This window comes from Lewinella cohaerens DSM 23179, assembly GCF_000379805.1.
In the GTDB taxonomy this organism is placed as follows: Bacteria; Bacteroidota; Bacteroidia; order Chitinophagales; family Saprospiraceae; genus Lewinella; species Lewinella cohaerens.
This window is the reverse complement of sequence record NZ_KB903537.1, coordinates 193,364-213,796: the sequence shown is the minus strand read 5'-3', so window position 1 is coordinate 213,796 and position 20,433 is coordinate 193,364. Positions and strand designations below refer to the sequence as shown.

Sequence of the window (20,433 nt, the reverse complement as noted above, 5' to 3'; positions counted from 1 at the left end):
ATAGAATTTGTATTTCTCCCCCCGTATTCCCCTAATTTGAATTTAATCGAGCGGCTTTGGAAGTTTATGCGTAAAAAAGCCATCAGCTCTATTTACTACGATACGTATTCAAAATTCAAAGACGGAATAATTGATTTCCTCAATGACACTAAGTCATACAAGTCGGAGTTGCGCAGGCTACTAACGTTGAATTTTCGTTCAGTAGGTGGGGCTTCTGTGTACGCCCAAACCACTTAGGGACGGGTATAATCAAGCCCTTGGTGTCTAAAATGCAGGAGCGATGTGGAAGGGTGGTGCCGCTACGGCGGTGCCAGACAGTGGTGCGGAAAAGCACCGCTGGCCGAGTGAATAACGAGCCCTGCAACGTAGCGCCGGTGCCGCGAGGCTCCCTTCCTGAAAAGAGAGGAACACCACGGCACCGGCCTGCCCTGAAAAATCTAATCTTATAGCTGCTGAAACACCCGCTCCAGCAAAGCTTTGGTAGCTTTGATCCCTTCGTCTTCCGACAGTTCGGGGCCTTCGTATTCGATGCCGACATACCCCTTGTAGCCTGCTTCCTTGACGATCTTCATCATGCGTAGGAAGTCGGTATGGGTTTCTTCGCCGGCGGCGTTGAAGTCGTGTGTTTTGGCGCTCACCCCTTTGGCGTAGGGCATCAGGTCTGCAACGCCCTGATAGCGGTCGTATTCGTTGAGGCATTCATACTCAGGGCCTCTTTCGATGCAAAAGTTGCCGAAATCAGGGAGGGTACCGACATTGTCCATTCCCACCGCTTTCATGACGCCAGCTAACCAAGTGCCATCGGAAGAATAGCCGCCGTGATTTTCTACAATAACGTTGATGTTTTTGGTGGCTGCATAAGTGCCCAGTGCGGCCAAACCTGCCGCGGCATTGGTTGCTACTTCTTCGGCGGTACCGCTGCCGGCCGCATTGACCCGGATGGCGTGCGCGCCGAGAAATTGGGCGGCATCAACCCACGGATAGTGATTTTCTACGGCCTGTTGGCGAGCAGCTTCATCAGCCTCGCCGAGGTCACCCAAACGGTCGCACATGATGAGGCCGACGGTGACGCCAGCTTCCTGGCACTTGTTGCGGAAGGCCGTGAGGTAAGCTTCATCTTCGGCTTTGCTAAAGTAAAAGGTGTTGACCAACTCAATGGAATTGACGCCATAGCTGGCGGCGATAGTGGGAAAATCCATAGGGTCGAGGTCACCTTGCAGTAGGGAGTCTGGTGACTCCTCCAGCATCCGCCCAAAAGCATCCCAATCCTCGATGGCACCACCAAAAAAGGAGCGATGGAGCGACCATTGTGCAAGGGAGATTTTGAAGTCTTGTTCGGTGGCTACCTCATCATCGGTATCAGCAGCTTGCTCTGGGGATTGGGGGCTGCAGGAGACAAAAATGAGTAGTAAAAGGGGAAGGAGGATTCTTGTGGACATAGTTGGTTGATGGTTGTTTGTTAGATGGTTTGATTGTTCTGAAACCTGAGGGGCTGATTACTTCCGGCCTCCGATTTTGCAGAAGGCATTCCTTCGGGGCCCAATTTCGGCCTTGAAGTGGAATGTTTTTTATGGGCTACAAATTAATCAATCTTGGGAATAATCCGGACGCCCGAAGGCTGCACATCCATTATATACTCCTGAAGGTTTTCATCGAGCAGGATTTGGGTGCGATCATCGGCCAGGGTAGCTCCGCCGATGAAAGTGATCCCTGGTGGCTTTTCCGCTTGAGCGAAGGCACGGCGATTGGTATATTCATCGTTCATCATCCACAAGCGGGTATATTTTATGGGGAGAAGTGGCTGCCCCTTGGTAGTGATCAGGCCCCAGTGGTCTTGATAGCGGACGGCTAGCATATTGTGAGGTTCCCATAGGTTGAAGTGGTCGTATGGGCCANGTTTTTGAGGGGCGTTGATATTCCACAGGTAGACTTCCTCACGGCGTTTTTTTTCGAGAATGATCAATTCGTTGTTTTCGAAGTAGCCAATGCGGAAGTAGTTGGAAGTATCTGCAAGTCGTCCAGAGAAAAAATAGAGTTGATAGGTGGTAGGGGCATCGGTTTGCCGTTTTTCTGCTACGATTGTTTTGGTGGGCAGGTCGATCTCCAGAGAATGAGCGGGAATAAAAGGGAAGGCCCTGCGGCCATTAGCAAAGAGGATACCTAGCTGGCCTTCGGTTGTTTCGGCAATGTAATAAGGATAAGGCTCAGGGATGCTGCTCTCTGACTGCTCATAGTAGTTTTTGGCGTAGTCGAAATAAGGAAATAGCCTCGCGTAAATAGGCTTGATGATAATTTTACCAGCAGTATTCTTGACCCCAAACTGGCGCTGCTCATTGGTGAAGACTTGCTGCTGTCGGAGGTCTGTTTCCTGGGTTTTGCAAGAAGCAAATAGTAAAGGAAATAAGAAGAGAATTACGAGAGGCCTTGGAAACTTATTTGTTGTCATTTTTGACGCCGTTGAGGTAGGAGAAAATACAAGTTATGAATTAAGTACTTGGCCAAATGTAATCACGGATTGCTTTTTGAGTCTTTTCCTCCTACTCTTCGTACAGTCCTCAACTTGGTAGCTATGGCTACCAGTTTCCGGGCTTCCCTTGATTAGAAGAAAAATAGCGCTAAAAATCAATACCACATTTCTTTTGTCCAAGTACTTAACTTGTAACAACTATGATTCTACTTTGGCTGCAGGTTGTATTTGGATAGTGGCGGCTTTGCCCTTGATGGAAGATAGCGTGTTTTGGGGGGGTAACTTGAAGTTATACCCGGCACAAGGTGGTGGTTGAGGTGGGCCGTCGTGACTTTTTTAGCGCCCAAATAGGGGTATGATACGCTGGGGTACAACTCCCCCAACCAGGGTTGGGGGTCCCACCCCGCCTGAGTCGCCGCAGCACCTACTTCGCCCTCGGGCGATACAGGCATGCCTCCTCCACCTACTCCCTTAGGGAAGTAGCCAGCTTCGAAAACAAACAAACCGCTGATTTTCCTGCTGACCTTGCAGGGGTAGTGACCTATGATTGACCAGAGAGAAGGGTCTTCAATTCTCCGGATGAAGCAAATGTAGTAAAAAGTTTTTATTATTCACAATTCAAACAAATTTTTATAGAGTTAAGCATCTTGAATCAACTCTTTCACCCAGTCATTAGGAATCATATCAATGGTGAGGTTAATGCGTTCTACATCACTCTTGTTATTGATTTTATGAGGGTCGGTCAAGCGCAGGTACCAACATTCGCCAGCCTTAAGTGGTACAATCTCGTTATTGAGATAAAAATCCACCTGGTCATTCGTAAAAATGGGGATGGTGAGCCGGATGACAGACCGCTCAATGTGTAGCCCCAGAGTAGGGTCGGTGTGTTCCCGAACGGTAGCCTGAGGGGCTAAACGTAGTAAGCGGACCAGCGTAACATCAGTGTGGGCTTTGAAGGAATCGATAACACTGGTCAGGTAAGGCGACTTTTTTAGCAGTTCCGTATCCATCCAGTCGGTCCACGAGCCATCGGCATAATCATCAGCGGGTGGAGGCACTGGCAACGAAGTGTCTACCATGTGAGCAGGTGAACGTAGCGGCAGCACATCGTAGTAAATATAACTGTACAGTTGCAGTGCTTTTACTTCTTCCTGAAGCTTAGGAACATCAAAGGTCATCGGCAGTTTTACCCGGTCCAGAGTAGCATCGGCGGTTTCGACTAGTTGCATGATATATGTGTTTTGGAGGTGTGTTAAATGTTGTAAAATAGAATTTTTCTGGAACGTAAGCAAAAAATGCTGATTCTCTTACTTGATCACTTGACGCATTCTACTTGCCCTCAATAGCAGCCTTTGTCATCCTGGATTTTACTAAATTATAAACACCAGTAGCAATGAGTGTAATCACTAAAAAGAGTGTCTTTCTGCCGCCCCATTGAAGATAAGGCTGGGCTGCTAGTACAGCTACCGCAATAATGATCAGCAACCATCCCATCACAACGAAGTTCTGCTTCTCCTGCCCGCTTACTTTCACATTGTGTTTGATGTAATGATCAACTTCGGCCAGGATGTTTTCATGGGTGAAGAAAGGATTTTTCAGCGTCTTGGCGATCTCTTCTTCTTTTCTACCTTCCTTCATCATCTTGGCAACGGACCTTTGACCCCTCGTCTGGATTTCGGTAATTTGAAACTTCTTGACCAGTTCAATGGTAGAAGGTGCCAGGTCAGGGAATTCCTGTGCTAGTTGTTCTTCCTGACCATTGAGCAAATAAGGCTCAAATTGTGTTCCGTACTTCTGCTGGAATTCTTTACGGAGAAGTACTTTGATTTGATTGATATCGCTGGCGTATATCCCCTGCTTACTGAGGCTGGCCAGGTAGTCATCTATTGTAAGATCTTTGTTGATTTTTTGAATGCCTTGCTGTGCAATGGCTCGTTGTTCCTTGTATTTCATTTTAGTGGATTTTAATGGAACATTTACAAAAAAAATGATGCTTAGATGAAAATCAGGGCTTCCGCCGCCGACTGCGCTTGGCCTCTTGAATCTGGTAGCGAAGCAGGATACTGTAAGCCACATTCATAGCAGGAGGCTCAAAATCTCTAAAGCCTGCTTTTTGGTCTTCGGTAAGGATTGGGTTTTCTACCTTGATACTCCCAAAAGAAGCAATCGTAAGGTTGGGGATGACTTTCACATCCAACGATACTTTCTTGGAAAACTTGATGGCTGCTACTGGTACAAGCGAAGCCTCTAGCGCAAAAATCCGCCCTTGATAAGGGAAGGAGCCAGAGTCGTAGGGCGTACGCTTAAAAGTATATAGCGATGGTTCCATAGACACCGCTACGCCAAATCGCAAAATATCGTACCTGGGATTACCAAAGTATTTGCCCAATTCGTAGCGAAAAGCAAAGGCTGCCGTTCGCTCTTCTGTACCCGTAAAATAGAGGTCTATCGTATTACCCATATCGTCAAAGACATAAATATCCTGGCGAAATGAGGACTTGGAAATCGCAAACTTCGTCAGTGCCAGCTCTTGAAATATCCCATCTCTATTCTCAAATTGAACGCTGCCCCCGATACTTATCAGTTGAGAAGGACTAAGAAGAGTGGTTGTGGTTTCGTAATCGGTCGTCCTGCTTCCCACCACCCTGAAGGTCCCCGCATTGGGTTCTCGGTAACTCAGGATCAGGCGTGTATCCTCTTCTCGACTAAACTCACTGAAATAAGAGAAAGCATCGATTGCTGGATAATAATTGAAGGTCGTCGCCACCCGCACGTTCTGTTTCTTGAGCCATTTGCTCCTTTGAGCAGCTAACGAAAGTGGTATTACAAATATAAAAATGAGGGCAAGGGTAAATAGTCTTTTCATGGAGAGTGCGTGTTGAAATTTAAAAAGAGAGAAAATAAATCCACTGTGAACTTACTAAATCACGAGTTAATATTTGCCTTTTTTTGACAATTTTGTGTGGTCTCTAAGTAATAAAGGAAACCATTGACAATACCTTTTCTGCCAGCAACGGATCTCCTTTTACTTCAATAAAAGCTTCGAGATCGACAGCTCGTTTACTCTTGGAAACCAATTTCCAAAAGGCTTCTGCTGTTATCGTCACCTCCGTTATCGGTGTGTTGATGGCAGCTTCGCCAATCTGCCATTGGCCCTGATGAGCAAAGAAAAACCAACGGCCTCCACAGGCACCGGGAATACTTAACTGTATGCACGTCCCATCAGTGGCGGGCACCTCTCTAAAGGTATGCGGCAATGCTTTTAGGCAAACCTCCACAAAAGGCAAAAAGAAAGCTGTGGTCATAATGCCCGGTCGCTGCACGGCATCTCTAATTTGCTGTTGGTGCAAAAACTTCTCCGTGTATTCCCGTGCAATGTGCATCCAGTTTTTGCTTTCTTCTTCACCAGCCCACGCTACGGAAAAAGCAGCTTTTTCAAATGGATCCAGCGAGGCGTAATACGTATTGTACAAGGGGCCTGTAAGCTCGTGGAGGAGTATCAATATTTCCGGACTCACCCGCTTCATGGCCTGTACCCAGTCGGCATTCAGGCGGTTAATGTAGACCACCAAATCTTGGTAAGATGCGATGTCAGCGGTCTCTCCTTGGTAGCCATCACGTAGCATAGAGAGGATACGAATATTACCGTCTAGCAAATGAGCCACCACGTCTTTTACTTTCCACTGGCTGGCCACGGTTTGTGCCTGCCACTCTTCTGCGCTGAGGCTTTTGAGGAGCGTGAGCAACTGCTCGTTTAGCGCTGGTAGTTTATGGACGAGGTTGGTGATGGAAGAAGACATTAGGGAGATATTAGTTTATTTCTTAGGATAATAGCCTTGCTCTTTTAATACATCCCAACTAATAATGATTAGGTCTTTTGAAGCACTTCTTATTTTTTCAATCGTCATCACTTCTGTTATCAGGATGTTCACTTTGTCGTATAAGTCGAAAAAGTTGGGTAGCAAAAGGTCTTTAGCATCATCAAAGTCAACACCAATAGCGGAGTAAGAATTCCCCAAAAAGTCTCCATACGCGATTAAGTAATAATTGGAGCAGGAAGGGAAGTCTGGCAGATGCTTAGGGAGTTCCTGACGAAGGTATTCCAATGCTTTCATAATCAAGTCCATGTCCCAATTGAAAGCATCATAGATAGGAGGGGCTATAACCTCAAATTCAACCAGTTTTTTCATTTGCAAATCATTTAACTGGCGACTATTTCACCGGCAAATACAACTTCATCTTCTCCGCCTCAAATTCCACCGCATCCAAGTGCCCCATCTGGGTGTTGTCATCGGTGATCAGGTGTAGATGGATGTAGGAGTCGTGATGAGTGAAAATCCCCTGATGCTCGGTTGAGAAAAAGCCGATAATTGCTACTTGTTCTTGTCCCAGCGCATAGTTCGTTTGCCCCCGATGGGCTTCTTCTGGCGAGCTCACTTTGCTACCTTCTGGCAAATTCTGGATGTGGATATCGGCACTCATCACTTCTCCTTTTAGCTTGAACACAAAGGGGCGTTTGTAGCTCCGTGTCAGGGTGTCCAGGTGGCTTTCCAGCGCTTTGCCGTTAGTGATCGAAGCAGGCAATTCCAGCTCCTGCCATTCCGTAACGTTGCCATAAACAAGGAAGGGTGCTTCTGTGTCAAACGTCGCTTTTACCATCATTGTAGTATCAGATACGACCTTCGAAACATAGGCCTGGCCATCATTGATCAGTAGTTCACCTTGTAGGTAACTTAATGGGCCGATGCCGTACAGTCCTTCTTTATTGGCAATATCTTCCAAGCTGATAATACCGGCCAATTCTCCTTTCCACATCACATTTTTCATGGCGCCAGCCACTTGCACATCGGGGTAGGCATCATGGGTAATCGCTGTTGCTTCGCCCACCCCGCAGGATAGAAAACCAAGGTTGAGTAGCACTAAAAGGGTAGGGGTGGTAAGTCTGTTATTCATTGCTTATATTTTTCAATTGATTGTTCTCGTTTTTATATAAATTTTGGGCCATGCCATCTCCCGTCCCGACTAGAAAAGTCGGGACGGGATAGCCTTTGTCCTCCTCGTACCTGCGGCGAGCTTCAGGCTAGCGCCTTGCGCACTATATGGTATACGGCTACAAGTTCTTATTCCCGTTCGTAGTGAATTTCCGTTTTTTCAATGCCGTGTTTGTCGTAATAAAACCAATCATCGACTTTCACGCCCGAAAGTATTCTTCCGCCACAGTTTTTTATCCACTTACTTGGCGTAATCCAATTGATAGAGGAAAAATAACCGCTAACCCCCACAAATTTTTGATCAATCTCTACCGGGTCTGGGCTCACCAACTGTAGTTCAACGACATTCAAATCGTCAGCGATGTTGTGGTTACTAATCAATTTATCCATCTCTTCAAAGCTTGATTGGGACAGCGTGTCAATTGGTGTCTCCGAAAGGTCTTCCTCATCAGAGGAAAGGTAGCGATAAAATTTAGTCGCTTTCCATTTGAAATCAACAATAGGGAGCTCTTTTTCACTTCGCTTAAAGGTGAATACACAAAAATGAACAGGCGAAAAAATAAAGGTACCCCTTAGCTTTAGGGTATCTCCTACAAGTGTGCTGCGATGATCAATCTCGTTGTTGCCCATGTAAACATGATTGCCAAAACGGAAGGCATTGTTCAATACGACCCCAATGCGAATGTGGCAATCAATAATGAGCAGATAGGCACCTTTGAACACCACTTTCCCGGTGAGCTGATATTTAGTGAAGGACAATTCCTCTAAACCATACTCGGCATTACTTGGGGGTATCCGCTCCATTGATTCACAGTTAAATAGGAGCTTGTTTACAAATTCTACCTCTTTGCCGTAGAAGTCATGATCTCCGGAATGCATAGAAAAAGTAGAGGTTATTGTTCTGATCGTCATGAAAGAGGATTTGAACCAAATGAAAATGCCAGGAAAGGTACAAGTTTAACGCCTCTTTCGTCTTTTCTTTTTCTTGCGAAACTTACCCTCGCCATCAATAACGTAACGGATATTGATATTTCTAAAGTCCAAAACGGAGGCAAAAGCCTCAGTATCCATACGGGCGCTCCTGGTTGCTTTCTGCTGTTGGGTCAGAATGGGGTTCTCTACCCGTTCTTCGTACCAAGACCACTGTCCGGCGACGGGGATAAAGCTGTAGCCGATATTGATTTTTTTGTGGATTTGGTAGTTCAGCCCCAAGTGGATATTTAAACCGAGGCCTAGCCAGGTTTCTCTAATAGGGAACCCTGCACTAGTTAAAGGAATAGTATTTTTTCTTTGATAAACCGGGTAGCCGCCTACACTTGCATCTGCCGTCAACCGCTTGAGCAGCGGAAACATTTTTCCCCGCCGGTAACCAAAGCGAATATCGATGGTTTCAACGAATGTACCACTAGCAGGTTCATAAATTTGTGAACCTACTCTTTCGGCCACTCTAAGGTCTTCTTTTCTAGTGAAATCAAAGGCAAAGAGATCGAAGTGATGGTAGCTATTATCCTCCTTGATCACCCGATAATACATCCCTAGGGAAAGGGCTGCATCATAGTCTTTACTTGTCAAAAAAAGAGTAGAATCACTAGTGAATTGCTTAATCTCCTCCCGATTCTGATAATAGAAATTATGCAAGCCGATCCACTGATCAGGCATGGCGCGTTTTTGTGCCAGTAGACTGGTGCTAGAAAGAAGCAGTAATGCAAAAATGGATAATAAGCGGGTGCTTAGGGAAATCGTTTTCATAATCAGAGAGATTTTTGTTCAGCAATAGCCAAACCAATCAAGATGATGGGATAGCGCTGTTGGGAAGATAAGGTTTTATCACTTTTCTTTAGCTTAATTCCATGGGAATTATTAGTTATCATCAAAGGAGAGAAAAGAAATAGTGGGATGCTAAAAAGTCGAAAATTCCCACCAAGGTATTAAAAACGACCCTCAAAGGTGTTCCAATGTTAAGTTTTGCAGTGAAAATGGAAACTTAACATTGGAATCTAACTCTTTCGGTTACCGCGTGTTACTTTTGTGTTAATTGATTGTTTAATAAAAGTTAACCCGGTTGTATTATGAGTAAAAAACTCAAGAAAGCAGAGAAGAAGGTGAAGTCTCTCAAAAGTGCATTAGCAAAAGCTAAAAAAAACCAATCTAAATTGGAGAAACAGCATAAGGCTGAGGTAAAGAAGTTAAAGAAAAAACTGAAGTCTGCCACCAAGCCTGATAATTCCAAAGAGAAGAAACCTACTAAGGTAAAGAGACTAAAAAAGAAGACAGCATAGACTGTCTTCTCTTGTAAGTTTTATTGTTTTGAACAGCCAAGAGGTCCTGCCTCTTGGCTGTCATTTTTTTAGTAGGTGAGTTAAATAACTAATGCTGTTACTTGTTGTTGTAAAACGCCTGTAAAATAAAGAACGCCTTCTTTTTTTCTCCTTCTTCAGAGATGAGCCCCTTTCTGTTCCAGCCATCTTGAATTTCTGGCAGCACTCTGCGAGGAGACCTGAAGTCCACGAGTATCCACGGCGAAAATCCTTGGATTTTGTCAATCTTATCAATCATCTGCAAGGTTTCCACATAGAGGTTTTCTTGAAACTCTTCGGTCCACCGTTCTTCTTTACTGCCGTGTAATCCTTGTTTGGCTCCTGCGCCAAATTCAGAGATCAGTACCGGTTTGTCTTCTTCAATTTTCCAGGTAATGGTTTTACACTTTTCTGGCAGCCCATCATACCAGCCTATGTATTGGTTGAAACTTAGGATATCTACCACTTCGGCAAAGGGGTCGTCAATGGTTCTGATCGTAGGATCTCCCTGGTAATTCTTCTGTTCTAGCGCGGCACTTATCAGCCGGGTATTATCTTTTGCCCTGGCGTAGGCTGCAAGCTTGTTTAGAAATACATTTCTGGCAGGTACATTAGGCGTTTCATTGGCCATCGACCAGATGATGACACTGGCCCTGTTTTTATCGCGCGCAATCAGCTCAGATAATTGGGTTTCTGCATTCTGATAGGTGCTCTCATTGTCCCAGGAGATGGTCCAGTAAACGGGGTTTTCTTCCCATACCAGAATGCCCATCTGATCGGCCAACCTCACCATGTGTTCATTGTGCGGATAATGCGCCAGGCGCACATAGTTGCACCCCAACTCCTTGGCCCACTCCAACAGTTGTGTGGCATCTTCTTTGGAGTAACCACGGCCATCTCGCAGCGGACTTTCTTCGTGGATGGAAATGCCCTTGAGGTAAACAGGCTGGTCGTTCAACATAATCTGCGTACCCTCCGTACGGATACTCCGGAAACCAATTTGATCTTTCACCGTCTCTTGCGCAGTTTCGATAGCTACATCGTACAAGAACGGATCGTCTAAAGACCAGTAGCGAATATCTTCAACAGAAAGGTCTACAGCGGCGTAACCGTCCTGATCGCTAGTGAGTTGCTGGTCTATCCCCAAGCCAGGGAGTTTGAGTTGAAGCTTTTGAGCACCCGTATCCTTACTGTTTACTTGCACGTAACCCTTTATCTTTTTGGTGTCCTGTGGGTCCAATTGGATAAAGTAATCCGCTACAAAAGTAGCCGCGGTTTCTACGAGTTTCACATCTCGGGTAATGCCTCCATAGTTCCACCAATCCGTGTTTAGGGTCGGCACGCCGTCTTTGAGGCGCTTGTTATCTATTTTGACGATCAAGAAATTGTCTTGCGCTTTTACAATATCCGTAACCTCAAAGTTGAAAGGGGTAAAGCCGCCAGTGTGGGTGCCTAGCTTCGAGCCATTCAGATAAACCTCGGCTTGGTAATTGGCTGCTTCGAAATAGACAAAAAGCCGATTTCCTTCGGCAGAAAAATCAAAGTCAAACGACTGCTTATACCACACTGTTCCTTCGTAGTAGTACAATGACTCCTTTTGCGTATTCCAGTCGCCAGGAACTTTAAGATTATCCATCTTGTCAAAGTCGTACTCTAGCAGATCGGATGCATCCTTGGGTTTGGAGTTCAAGAAAAAAGCACTCGCCCAAGGGGTGGGTTGTTGGTCAAAGGGTTCGTAACGGTAATTGTAATAGCCGTTTTCATACGGATCTACAATGTATTTCCAATCCCCATTCAGGGATATCGTCGTCCGGTTGTAGACGTTTTGTAATAAATGATCTTGGCCATAGCTGGAGCTTACACAAATCATTAAAGCCAGAAGAAGAAATTGTTTACTCATGTCTTTTTGTCTCTTTTTACAAAATTTGCACTTAATGTTTAGTAAAATAGGAGAGAGGGTTGTGAACCACCAAAGGCATCTAAGGCTTTAAAAAAGAATGCACTTATATGCCCTTATAATCCCTTTTATGGTTCAAAAAAAGATGCACTTACTATGGTTTGAATTACCCCGCTTTGAGAAACTGCTTAGGCGTAAGCCCCGTCTCTTTTTTAAAATAGGTATTGAAAACCGTTTTTGAGTTGAACCCACTTTCATAAGCCAATCCTAATAAGGTGATGTGCGCATTAGCAGGCTCTTTGGCTAGTCGCTTAAAAGTCTCTACCCGATAGTGATTGATAAACTCGCTGAAATTCTTGCCCAGGCACTCATTGAGTAGCCAAGAGAGTTGATTGGGGTGCAGGTCCAGGTGTTCCGCCATGGAGCGCAGCGACAAATCAGAATTTAGATACGGTGCTTCCTCCTCTATGTAGGAGAGTAACTTTTTCTGATACTGTGCCGTAGCTTCTTTATCCAGTAAGGCCTTTTTGCTTTTTTTAGCTCTCTTTGTACTAAACAACTTGGGGGGAAACAGCTGCTGCTGAAATTCATCATACCTTGGGTCATCCTTGATCGAATTCATCAAAGGGTCGGAAAGTCGAAGAAGTAATAATGGGTTAGGGACTTCCTGCGCACGCTTTGCCCAAGCAAAAGCCTCCTCTGTTTGGTGGGTTAGTCCGTAAAGGAGAAAAAGAAAGACATCGGCTGCGAATCCACCTTCTTGTTGAGCANGCTCGACTAATTGTTCCTGGTAATGCTTGGCTTGTGCTTCGTCTCCGCTGGCGGCGTAGCCAAGTGCGAGCGCCCCCACTTTCTCGGCAGGAATAGTGATTTCCGCAGGCATATCATCAAAATAATGGATGACCTCCTCGACCCGCCCCAACATCAGCAAGCAGTTGGTCTTCATGGAATGCGCAGGAATATTTTTTGGATTGGCTTCCAGGCAGGCATCCAATCCGTTTAATGAACCGACAAAATTCTCCTGCATATAATGCATGTAAGCACGAAAGAACAGCGTTTCCTGGGAAAGCGGATCAACACTCAAGGCTATATCTATATGTGTATTCGCCAGTTTTTCCTTTCCTGCAATGGTGTAAAGAAAGGCAATAAACTGCTGCGACTCGACATGGTTAGCGTTGATTTCCAGTGCCTTTTTTATGTATTGAAAGGACTGCTCGAAGTCAGCAGCTGTAAAAAAAGCGAGGTTGGCCAGTTGGTAGTAAGCCGCTGGCAACCGGTCATTGATGGCCAGTGCCTGCTGGGTGAGTTCGGCACATTTTCCCCATCCTTCCTCGTAAGAAATGAAGCCTGTAGTCGCCAAAAAGCTGTAACTATCGCCTAGCCCCACCAAGGAGTTGGGGTGCTTCGGATCCAATGCTAGCGCCTGCTCATAAAACTTTATTGCGGTTTTGATATCCTCCGGGTTCCACTTGTTGAAGTAGTAACGTCCTTTGAGAAAGAGCGTGTAGGCATCTAGGCTATCCGTTTGCTTAGCAACCAGGTGCTCCTTGATTTCAAAGTGACCAAAATGTTCCCGCAGCTTTTCGGCAATCTCCAGGCTTACCTCGTCCTGCACTTCAAAAAGATCATCCATCTGCCGATCCCAGGTCTCCGACCAGAAGTGAAAATCTTCATCCGCTTGGATCAACTGCGCGGTGATCCGCATCTTTTTTCCCGCCAAGCGTACGCTTCCTTCCAGTACCGTAGCGACGCCAAGCTGCTCCCCAATTTTAGTAATCGGAATGTTCTTCCCTTTAAAGAAAAAAGCAGAAGTCCGGGAGGTCACCCTCAACTCCTTAATTTGCGCCAAGGCATTGATAATCTCTTCTGTGATGCCATCACAAAAAAAATCGGTCTCCTGATCCGCACTCATATTCATGAATGGCAAAACAGCAATGGACTTAGGATGTTTTTCTGATTTTTTCAGCAAAACTATGCTTTGTTAGACTTGTTCTGCTGGGATCATTTCGAGGGAAAATCGCGCCTTGTCTTCCCACATTGTGCCTTTTTTAAGTCGCTTAGCTACGGCTAGGCTCTTCAAAAAAGGCTTCACGTGGTCGATAATACATCAATTTTCCCACCAAACTGACCCAGCAGAACAAGTCTATTGATAATGGGGGTATGCTTAGGGGGCGGCGAAGAATAAGTTACCCATTTCAGGCTAGAGGTTTTGGTGTTAAACAAGGCGCGCAGAACGAGCATAGCCAAAGCTACGCAAGTGATAAGCAACGAAGTTCAGCGCCGAAAGATCAGCATTAAAGGGAGGAAGTTATTTTTCGCCGGCCCCTTAGAAATCGTAAATATAACTCAAAGTCATTGGGATTACAACTGGGGAGTGGAGTGCGGGGATATAGCCCAGTCTTTTCCTCTTATTCCGAACAACTTAATCTCCGCATTCGTAATGACGATCAAATTCATGGTCTCTTTGTCATAATGAATTTGCCGTACGTCCTCTTTTAGTGCCAACGTGATTTCTTCTATCTTTTGAAACACATGGTTCTTTTGGTAAACGACCAGCTTTTTCCCTTTGCCGAATAAAAACACGTCGTTCGAAATGACCGCGAGGCTAGAAGCGTCGTAAGCGGATGGGTAGGCGGAAATGCTTATTTCTTGTGTTTTGGTCAAACGACCAGCTTGCCATTGGTAGACATCTATTTTGTCAGGATAAGCGACCAGCATTTCCTCTCCGATAAATGTAAAGCTCTTGGAGGTGTTCTTCCAATCCTCAAAGAAGGTGTGAATGAATTTTACTTCGTGGTCCGCGTTCAATTGGTATAAATCAAAAAACGTTTCTTGGTCATAACTCCAAAAGCAAAGGAAGTCTTCGTTGTCGCTTACGGTCGGAAAGAAGGTGCCATCTTCTGCATCCATCTTCCTGATGACGTCAAAGTTTTTATCAAGGATCGTTATATCCCAATTGCTCGAGCTTCCGATGTAAATCGCTCTTTTAGGAAGGTAGGTGAGCTGGTCAAAATTATACGCCTCTTCGAAAACGATAGTGTCAACAAGCGCAAAGGTGGTGCGGTCTAGTTTTAGCAATTTGTTCTCTCCAGAAGGGATAATCAGATGACCGGAAGGGCTGATCGCGAAATTTCTAATGATGGGCACATCCAGTTCGATGGACTTAGTGGCTACTAGGGAATTGCCTCCTTTTACTTCGTAATTTATCAATTCTCCTTCCTGCGTTAATGCAATATAGTTGGATGTTTTTTTTCGGAGGAAAGCTATTTTTGAGAAGGTTGGTTTTAGCTCAACTACCTTGACTTTATTAGAAAGAAGCGCTGGGTACTTGCCTTCTATAAGTTCGACAATATGATTTCTTGCCCCTTGCTTGGCTAAAATATAAGGCGTCCTTCTGCTGTTGTCTTTTTTCCAGCTTAGACCTAGCTGTAAGGCGTATTCAAAGACTTCGGTAGAGCCCGCCCAAGCGAGTTTGTGGAGCAGGTTACTTCCGTTGGTATCGCAGCCATTTAGGTCAATTTGGTGCTTTCGGTAGGTGACTATGGCTGCTTTGCTTCTGCACTGTAAGTATTGAGGCTCCTTTGCATGAATCTCCGCACCACTGCGGAGGAGCAAATCCATAACCTGGGTTTTGTCTTGCCTTGTTGCAAAGTCCAACTCCCGATCGTCCATGGTCGCCCCGTGGTCAAGCAAATATTGCGCGATCTCTACATTGTCGGCCCAACACAAAGGCGTAGCGTAAACCCCAGTCCGCGCTGCATTGACCAACGCACCGTTTTCAACCAGGTATTTTACCATTTTAAAATTTCCACTCAAAGAAGCGATATGCAAAGGCGTATCACTCATCCACCCTTTGAGGTGTATCTCCTCCGGCTTACTTTTGAAATGCGCTACCGCCTCCTCATTCCTATGATTTCTGATCAACTCAAAAACAATAGGTTTTAGGGTATGGTCTCGTTGGTATTTGTTTTGCTCTTGGTTCATTTTTTGATGGTTACCATTGGCAAAATAAGCTAAATTTAGCGATCCGTTCCTAGCGGTGTGGTGGTCCAATATTTGTAATGACCTAAGTGCTTGCTTATACAAGTCGCTGTTTCCAAACCCTGTAGGCTTGTAAAAGCATAACGGGGGCAAAATGAAATAACGCGCCTCCCATACTGACATGCTCTCCCTGCAAGCCCAACAAGGCCCAATGCGCAAATGCCATCACCGTAGCTAAATACACCCATCGTTGTAGCTTTTTCCAAGCAGGTCCCATTCTTTTTATTGCAGCATCGGTACTCGTAATCGCCAAGGGGATGAATACAAAGAAGGCAACCCATCCTGTTAGAATGGAGACCTCTGAAAATTCATTAACGATTTGACTAAATGGATATTCCAAAACATAGAAAATGGTGTGCAATAGCGTATATGCGAATGCAGAGACGCCAAAAAAACGACGATTCCTGATTAGCCACTTAGCTACTCGGCCTGTAGGAAACATCAATGAGATGGGCGTAGCAATCAGGCTGATTACCAAAAAACGACCAGCAAATTCACCGGTGATATGCATCATCATATCATAGCTCAGTTGCCCTTTCAGGGAATTTATGGTTGCCATGACTCCGGGAATAGCCAGGATCAACCAAAGCATATATTTTCCGGTAAGGAAGGATTTTAAATGATTCATGTTATAGTGTGATTTTCATAGCGCTTGCTCGAAAATGTTCGAACAAGCGCTATAAGATCGAAAACTGTAGGGTAGGTTAATACGCTATTAGCCTTTAGCTAGAATAGGAACTTTCTTACTTCTTCCCCATGCTATAAATGCCGAAAGAGCCATCAATACCACATTCATTCCGATCGCGGAAAACTCACCTCTTGAGGCATGAAATAGCGCCGCTAAAAGCATAACTGCCACTAAGCCAATTGCTGCCCAAACGGTTAAGAATGGCTTGATACGTAGTAAGGAAGGAAGCAATAAACCTAAACCACCTAATAATTCACTGATACCAATAAACCGCACCAGCCCTAATGGCATAGATGTTACCCATGGAAGTGATTCCGCCAAGGCCTCTACGGGTTGAGAAGCCTTCATTGTTCCTGCCATTAAAAACATAGCTCCTAATAATGCTTGAGCTACCCAAAGTGCAATATTGATTGCTTTGCTATTTTGTTGATTTGCCATCTGTAAATCTTATTTGATTAATAATGGCACAAAATTGAGGAGTATAAGGTTAAGAAAAATTAAGATAGCTTAAGAAATGGCTTAATGCCGTGATTTTGGTAACGCAGCCTGAGGCTGAAATACAAAGGGAATAGGAGAGCGTAATTGGAAATCACAGTACTAGAACTTACTTTTTTGCCATTTTACGCCTTAGGTCACTCAGGTATTCTGGCGTAATACCGATGTAGGAGGCGATTAGCTTTAGCGGGAGTCGCTGTACCAAAGTCGGATAGGTTTGTGTAAACGATATATAACGTTCTTCAGCAGTAGCACTTAGTAGGCTAATGATTCTTTTGTTGGCAGCAATCACATTATTTCGAAGCTTAATGCTCATTTCGACCAAGAGTTCTTTTTCTAAACTATGAAAATCGCGAAAGTCAGCGGCTGAAATAAAAGAGACTTCACTTTCTTCTAAAGCATCAATAAAAATAGTAGAAGGATCGCCGTTGGTATAACTACCCATATCTCCAATTATCCAATCTTCAGGAGCAAATTGTAAAATGTGTTCTTTACCTGCATTGTCAATAACATAGCTTCTCAGGCAACCGCTTTCAACCTTGTATGCGTACAAAGTAGTATCACCAACGCTTAAAAGAAGATCTCCTTTTGAGACTTTCTTTGTTTTACTAAATTTAATCGTTGCCATTGTTAAGTCGTTGCTTGCTCTCCCTTTATCATCGCTTCAATTTTTAGATTGTCTGCGCTGTTCAAAACATGCTTAGAATCCTCAAGGAGGACGGTTTTTTTGAGGGATGAAAATAGCTTTGAAGCTCTTTTTAGCATTTTCTCACCAGGGAACATCATGTCTTTTTTTGCCGCGATCAAGGTGATAGGCGTGCTAATGCCCTTTGCTTCTGTCTTGCTGATGACCGGAACAGGCGTGAAATCCATATCGAAATTCAGGAAAACCTTAGAAAGGTATTTTAGTGCAAATTCATCCCTGTCGGTGAACACTTCCTTGAGGAACCGCTCTAAATATTTTGGTTGCTCCGTCTTCATGAACCGCTTCATCGGGATGAAAATTTTGAACAGCGCCTTCAAAGGATTTCCATTGACGATATAGGCCGGTGCGGATAGGTATACTTCCTTGATTTTATCTTCCTGATGCAGGAGGGTTTTCAGAATCACTAAACCTCCAAAGGAAAACCCTACCAGGGTTACGTTATCTAACTGTAGAGACGCTATGATTTCATTCATCCATTTGCCGTACGAGTCATCCTTCATACTGAGCCTGGTTTCCGCACTTTTGTTGGGTTGCGCGAGCACATCGACAGCAAACACCTGGAAATGAGTCGATAAATTGGGATAGGTTTCTAAACCAATAGGCGCACAACCATTCGACCCATGTAGGATAATTAATGGCGGATTGGAGGAAGCACCCGTAACAATGATATTGGTTTTTCCGTAACTGGAATTAATGACTTTGTATTGATAATCAATACTTAATTCCTTTAGCTTTTCATCATAAAGGCTAAGGATTTCTTTTTTTCCAGCTTCCGTTTTAAAAAGAGAAGGCATATTTTATTTTTAAGTTTACACACGGCTGCAGGCGATGTGGTTCGCCTTAGCACATCGTGGAGGTGTGTGCTCGGTACGGGCAGCTTTTTATAGCGGAAAGATAAAAAATAACTAGAGAGGGGGACAAGTGGGCATGGTCCCAAATCTAAGAAGGAAGGACAAGGCTGAGGGGCAAAGTGCCCACTCTGAGGACCAAGGGGAGCTTAGCTGGGCTTCTGTTGAAAGCCCAGCTAAGTTTTGTGCCCAATTACTACTCTAATTCTAAAATATACCACTCGATAGCAGCGACATCTAGGTTGGCTCGCCGACCGACCTCGGTAGGAGCGTAATGTTTGGCTAAGTAATTAACAATGGTACTTTCGTTTTTACCCAAATCCCATAATCCTTGGGTGGCTTGCATCCAGCGGATCATCTGAGTCCAACCCTCCTTAGTTGCTCGGTTTTGGGTGACCAACTTGGCGGAATGGCAAGCTGTGCAGGTAGCACGTACGATCTCGAAGCCTTCTGCATAGATGAGCCCCGTTTGTACGTGAATACCGTCGACGACTTTATCGTAGTCGTCCACTGAGTTGCCACTGCTGGTAGAGGCGCTTTTCTGTACAACAGGGTCTGGTTGGAACGAAGGTGCCAGCATATCCCCAAAGATCAGGTAACAGAAAAACAGCACGCAGATTACAAATCCGATATTGATCAGCAGTAATAGTGGCCTGAAATCTACTTTGAAATTATTCATCCCGCAACTACTTTAATCGCAATGCGGTGGCAGGCATTGTTTAAATATCCGCGTGGGTTCCAGCCAGGCAGTAGCATGGGCTGGGCATTACCATCAACGTCGGTGGCTCGGGCCCACACCTCATAGTAGCCATCGGTTGGGAAGTCTAGTTTGGTACTAAAACTTTGCCAGGCGTAGCGGTTGTTGCCGGGTTGTAACTCGCAACTTTGCCAGCTGGCACCAAAATCGATGGAGCATTCTACTTTCGATATTTTGGTTGCGGAAGTCCAGGCATGTCCCCGAATCGGCAAGCGTTGCCCTTTTTTGATGGTCGCTCCCGATTTAGGGAACGTAATCAATGATTTGACGGGCATACTTTCAATGATACACATATCCTTGTCCTCTACCTGCGTACCTGGGGCTACAGGTTTGCAAGGTACACGGTAGGATTGGCCCGTCATCTTAGGTCCATCGTGGACTTGATTGCGAATGACAATTTTAGAGAGCCACTTACCTGAACAGGAAGCAGGGTAGCCTCCGATGACCAGGCGCAACGGGTATCCGTTCAGCATAGGGATATCTTTACCATTCATCGCCCAGGCAATCAAGTTTTCTTCTTCCAGTGCTTTAGCTACTGGCACGCCGCGAGAAATGACTACTTTTTTTGGATCTCCGGAAATATGGGTGTCCTTACCATAGTAGGCGACGTATACTGCATTGGAACGAATACCAACATCTTCTAACACATCCTTGAGTCGTACTCCTGTCCAGGAGGCACAACCTACTGCTCCGGTTGACCACTGATTGCCTTTGGCAGGAGGATTAAATTCTTTACGGCCATTGCCACCACATTCCAACGTCAAATGGTAGGTGTGATGTGCAAATTTTTGTTTAAGCTCCGCCAGGGTATACGTTTTCTTTTGACTGGCCGATTCTCCTTCGATGGTGAGTGTCCAGGTATTCACATCTACATTTTCCGGAGGAAGACCATTGTTGCGAACAAAAAATAATTCATTGGGAGTAAGGGCATCATCCAGCAAATCAGCAGGCGTTTCGGCATTGATGGGTTTGTCGTTCAAGACAATTAAGCCAGCATCTTTACCGGGCAAGTTTAATACTTCATCGCTGGGCGTTAAGCCTACAGGAATCATCCCCAAAGGGAGGTTTTTGGCAAAAACCATTTTGGCACCTAAGGCAACACCCATTGCTGCCAGCGCACCTTGCCGAAGGAAGCCACGACGGTCTTTCTTGAGGCTTATACCAGACAGTTCGCCTGTTTTGATAGGCTCTTGGTCAGAAAGTTGGTGTAGGTGGATATGTTTTTGTTCGTCTTTCATATTTATTC

General features: G+C 45.0%; 20 protein-coding genes. 2 read left to right on the top strand and 18 right to left on the bottom strand.

Annotated features, from left to right (window positions below):
• Positions 1–237: transposase (locus tag A3EU_RS35470; protein WP_020535674.1), on the top strand; the 237-nt coding region annotated here is incomplete at its 5' end.
• Between the two features lie 206 nt (positions 238–443).
• Here the strand turns inward: A3EU_RS35470 and A3EU_RS29810 are convergent.
• From A3EU_RS29810 to A3EU_RS0108205, 9 genes are all read right to left on the bottom strand, one after another.
• Positions 444–1,439: a sugar phosphate isomerase/epimerase family protein gene (locus tag A3EU_RS29810; RefSeq protein ID WP_020535673.1), complete on the bottom strand. Its 996-nt coding sequence runs from the start codon at positions 1,437–1,439 to the stop codon at positions 444–446.
• 1,666 nt (positions 1,440–3,105) lie between these two features.
• A complete protein-coding gene (locus tag A3EU_RS0108240) occupies positions 3,106–3,696 on the bottom strand; it encodes an aspartyl/asparaginyl beta-hydroxylase domain-containing protein (protein ID WP_020535670.1) in 591 nt (196 codons plus the stop codon).
• 100 nt (positions 3,697–3,796) lie between these two features.
• Positions 3,797–4,420: a hypothetical protein gene (locus A3EU_RS0108235; RefSeq protein WP_020535669.1), complete on the bottom strand. Its 624-nt coding sequence runs from the start codon at positions 4,418–4,420 to the stop codon at positions 3,797–3,799.
• A 52-nt stretch (positions 4,421–4,472) separates the two neighbouring features.
• Positions 4,473–5,333, bottom strand: coding sequence for a hypothetical protein (locus A3EU_RS0108230; protein WP_020535668.1), 861 nt, complete (start codon positions 5,331–5,333; stop codon positions 4,473–4,475).
• Positions 5,334–5,436: 103 nt separating this feature from the next.
• The gene (locus tag A3EU_RS0108225; RefSeq protein WP_020535667.1) at positions 5,437–6,267 is read right to left on the bottom strand and encodes a maleylpyruvate isomerase N-terminal domain-containing protein; all 831 of its coding nucleotides are present in this window, start codon (positions 6,265–6,267) and stop codon (positions 5,437–5,439) included.
• Between the two features lie 15 nt (positions 6,268–6,282).
• The gene (locus tag A3EU_RS0108220) at positions 6,283–6,657 is read right to left on the bottom strand and encodes a hypothetical protein (RefSeq protein ID WP_020535666.1); all 375 of its coding nucleotides are present in this window, start codon (positions 6,655–6,657) and stop codon (positions 6,283–6,285) included.
• A 22-nt stretch (positions 6,658–6,679) separates the two neighbouring features.
• Positions 6,680–7,420 (bottom strand): acetolactate decarboxylase, encoded by a 741-nt coding sequence (locus A3EU_RS0108215; protein WP_020535665.1) that lies wholly within the window; start codon positions 7,418–7,420, stop codon positions 6,680–6,682.
• A 167-nt stretch (positions 7,421–7,587) separates the two neighbouring features.
• Positions 7,588–8,370 carry a hypothetical protein gene (locus A3EU_RS0108210; RefSeq protein ID WP_156825699.1) on the bottom strand — a complete coding sequence of 261 codons (783 nt, stop codon included), beginning with the start codon at positions 8,368–8,370 and terminating at the stop codon, positions 7,588–7,590.
• A gap of 45 nt (positions 8,371–8,415) precedes the next feature.
• A complete protein-coding gene (locus A3EU_RS0108205; RefSeq protein ID WP_020535663.1) occupies positions 8,416–9,207 on the bottom strand; it encodes a hypothetical protein in 792 nt (263 codons plus the stop codon).
• A gap of 320 nt (positions 9,208–9,527) precedes the next feature.
• On the opposite strand from A3EU_RS0108205, the gene A3EU_RS0108200 reads away from it, so the two are divergent.
• Positions 9,528–9,737, top strand: coding sequence for a hypothetical protein (locus A3EU_RS0108200; protein ID WP_020535662.1), 210 nt, complete (start codon positions 9,528–9,530; stop codon positions 9,735–9,737).
• Positions 9,738–9,834: 97 nt separating this feature from the next.
• Here A3EU_RS0108200 and A3EU_RS0108195 read toward each other — a convergent pair whose 3' ends face one another.
• From A3EU_RS0108195 to A3EU_RS0108150, 9 genes are all read right to left on the bottom strand, one after another.
• Positions 9,835–11,655: a glycoside hydrolase family 2 protein gene (locus A3EU_RS0108195; RefSeq protein WP_020535661.1), complete on the bottom strand. Its 1,821-nt coding sequence runs from the start codon at positions 11,653–11,655 to the stop codon at positions 9,835–9,837.
• Between the two features lie 163 nt (positions 11,656–11,818).
• On the bottom strand, positions 11,819–12,073 hold the full coding sequence (locus tag A3EU_RS35465; RefSeq protein WP_425412660.1) for a helix-turn-helix domain-containing protein: 255 nt from the start codon (positions 12,071–12,073) through the stop codon (positions 11,819–11,821).
• 1,940 nt (positions 12,074–14,013) lie between these two features.
• A complete protein-coding gene (locus A3EU_RS0108185) occupies positions 14,014–15,636 on the bottom strand; it encodes an ankyrin repeat domain-containing protein (protein ID WP_020535659.1) in 1,623 nt (540 codons plus the stop codon).
• Positions 15,637–15,730: 94 nt separating this feature from the next.
• Complete coding sequence (locus A3EU_RS0108180) at positions 15,731–16,321, bottom strand: protein-methionine-sulfoxide reductase heme-binding subunit MsrQ (RefSeq protein ID WP_020535658.1); 591 nt, start codon at positions 16,319–16,321, stop codon at positions 15,731–15,733.
• Between the two features lie 87 nt (positions 16,322–16,408).
• Positions 16,409–16,819: a DoxX family protein gene (locus tag A3EU_RS0108175; RefSeq protein ID WP_020535657.1), complete on the bottom strand. Its 411-nt coding sequence runs from the start codon at positions 16,817–16,819 to the stop codon at positions 16,409–16,411.
• Between the two features lie 166 nt (positions 16,820–16,985).
• The gene (locus A3EU_RS29805; protein ID WP_020535656.1) at positions 16,986–17,504 is read right to left on the bottom strand and encodes a Crp/Fnr family transcriptional regulator; all 519 of its coding nucleotides are present in this window, start codon (positions 17,502–17,504) and stop codon (positions 16,986–16,988) included.
• 2 nt (positions 17,505–17,506) lie between these two features.
• A complete protein-coding gene (locus A3EU_RS0108165) occupies positions 17,507–18,376 on the bottom strand; it encodes an alpha/beta fold hydrolase (protein WP_020535655.1) in 870 nt (289 codons plus the stop codon).
• A gap of 250 nt (positions 18,377–18,626) precedes the next feature.
• Positions 18,627–19,109, bottom strand: coding sequence for a hypothetical protein (locus A3EU_RS0108155; RefSeq protein WP_020535653.1), 483 nt, complete (start codon positions 19,107–19,109; stop codon positions 18,627–18,629).
• A complete protein-coding gene (locus A3EU_RS0108150; protein WP_020535652.1) occupies positions 19,106–20,425 on the bottom strand; it encodes a sulfite oxidase in 1,320 nt (439 codons plus the stop codon). Before A3EU_RS0108150 ends, A3EU_RS0108155 begins: the two co-directional genes overlap by 4 nt.
• Positions 20,426–20,433: the final 8 nt, after the last annotated feature.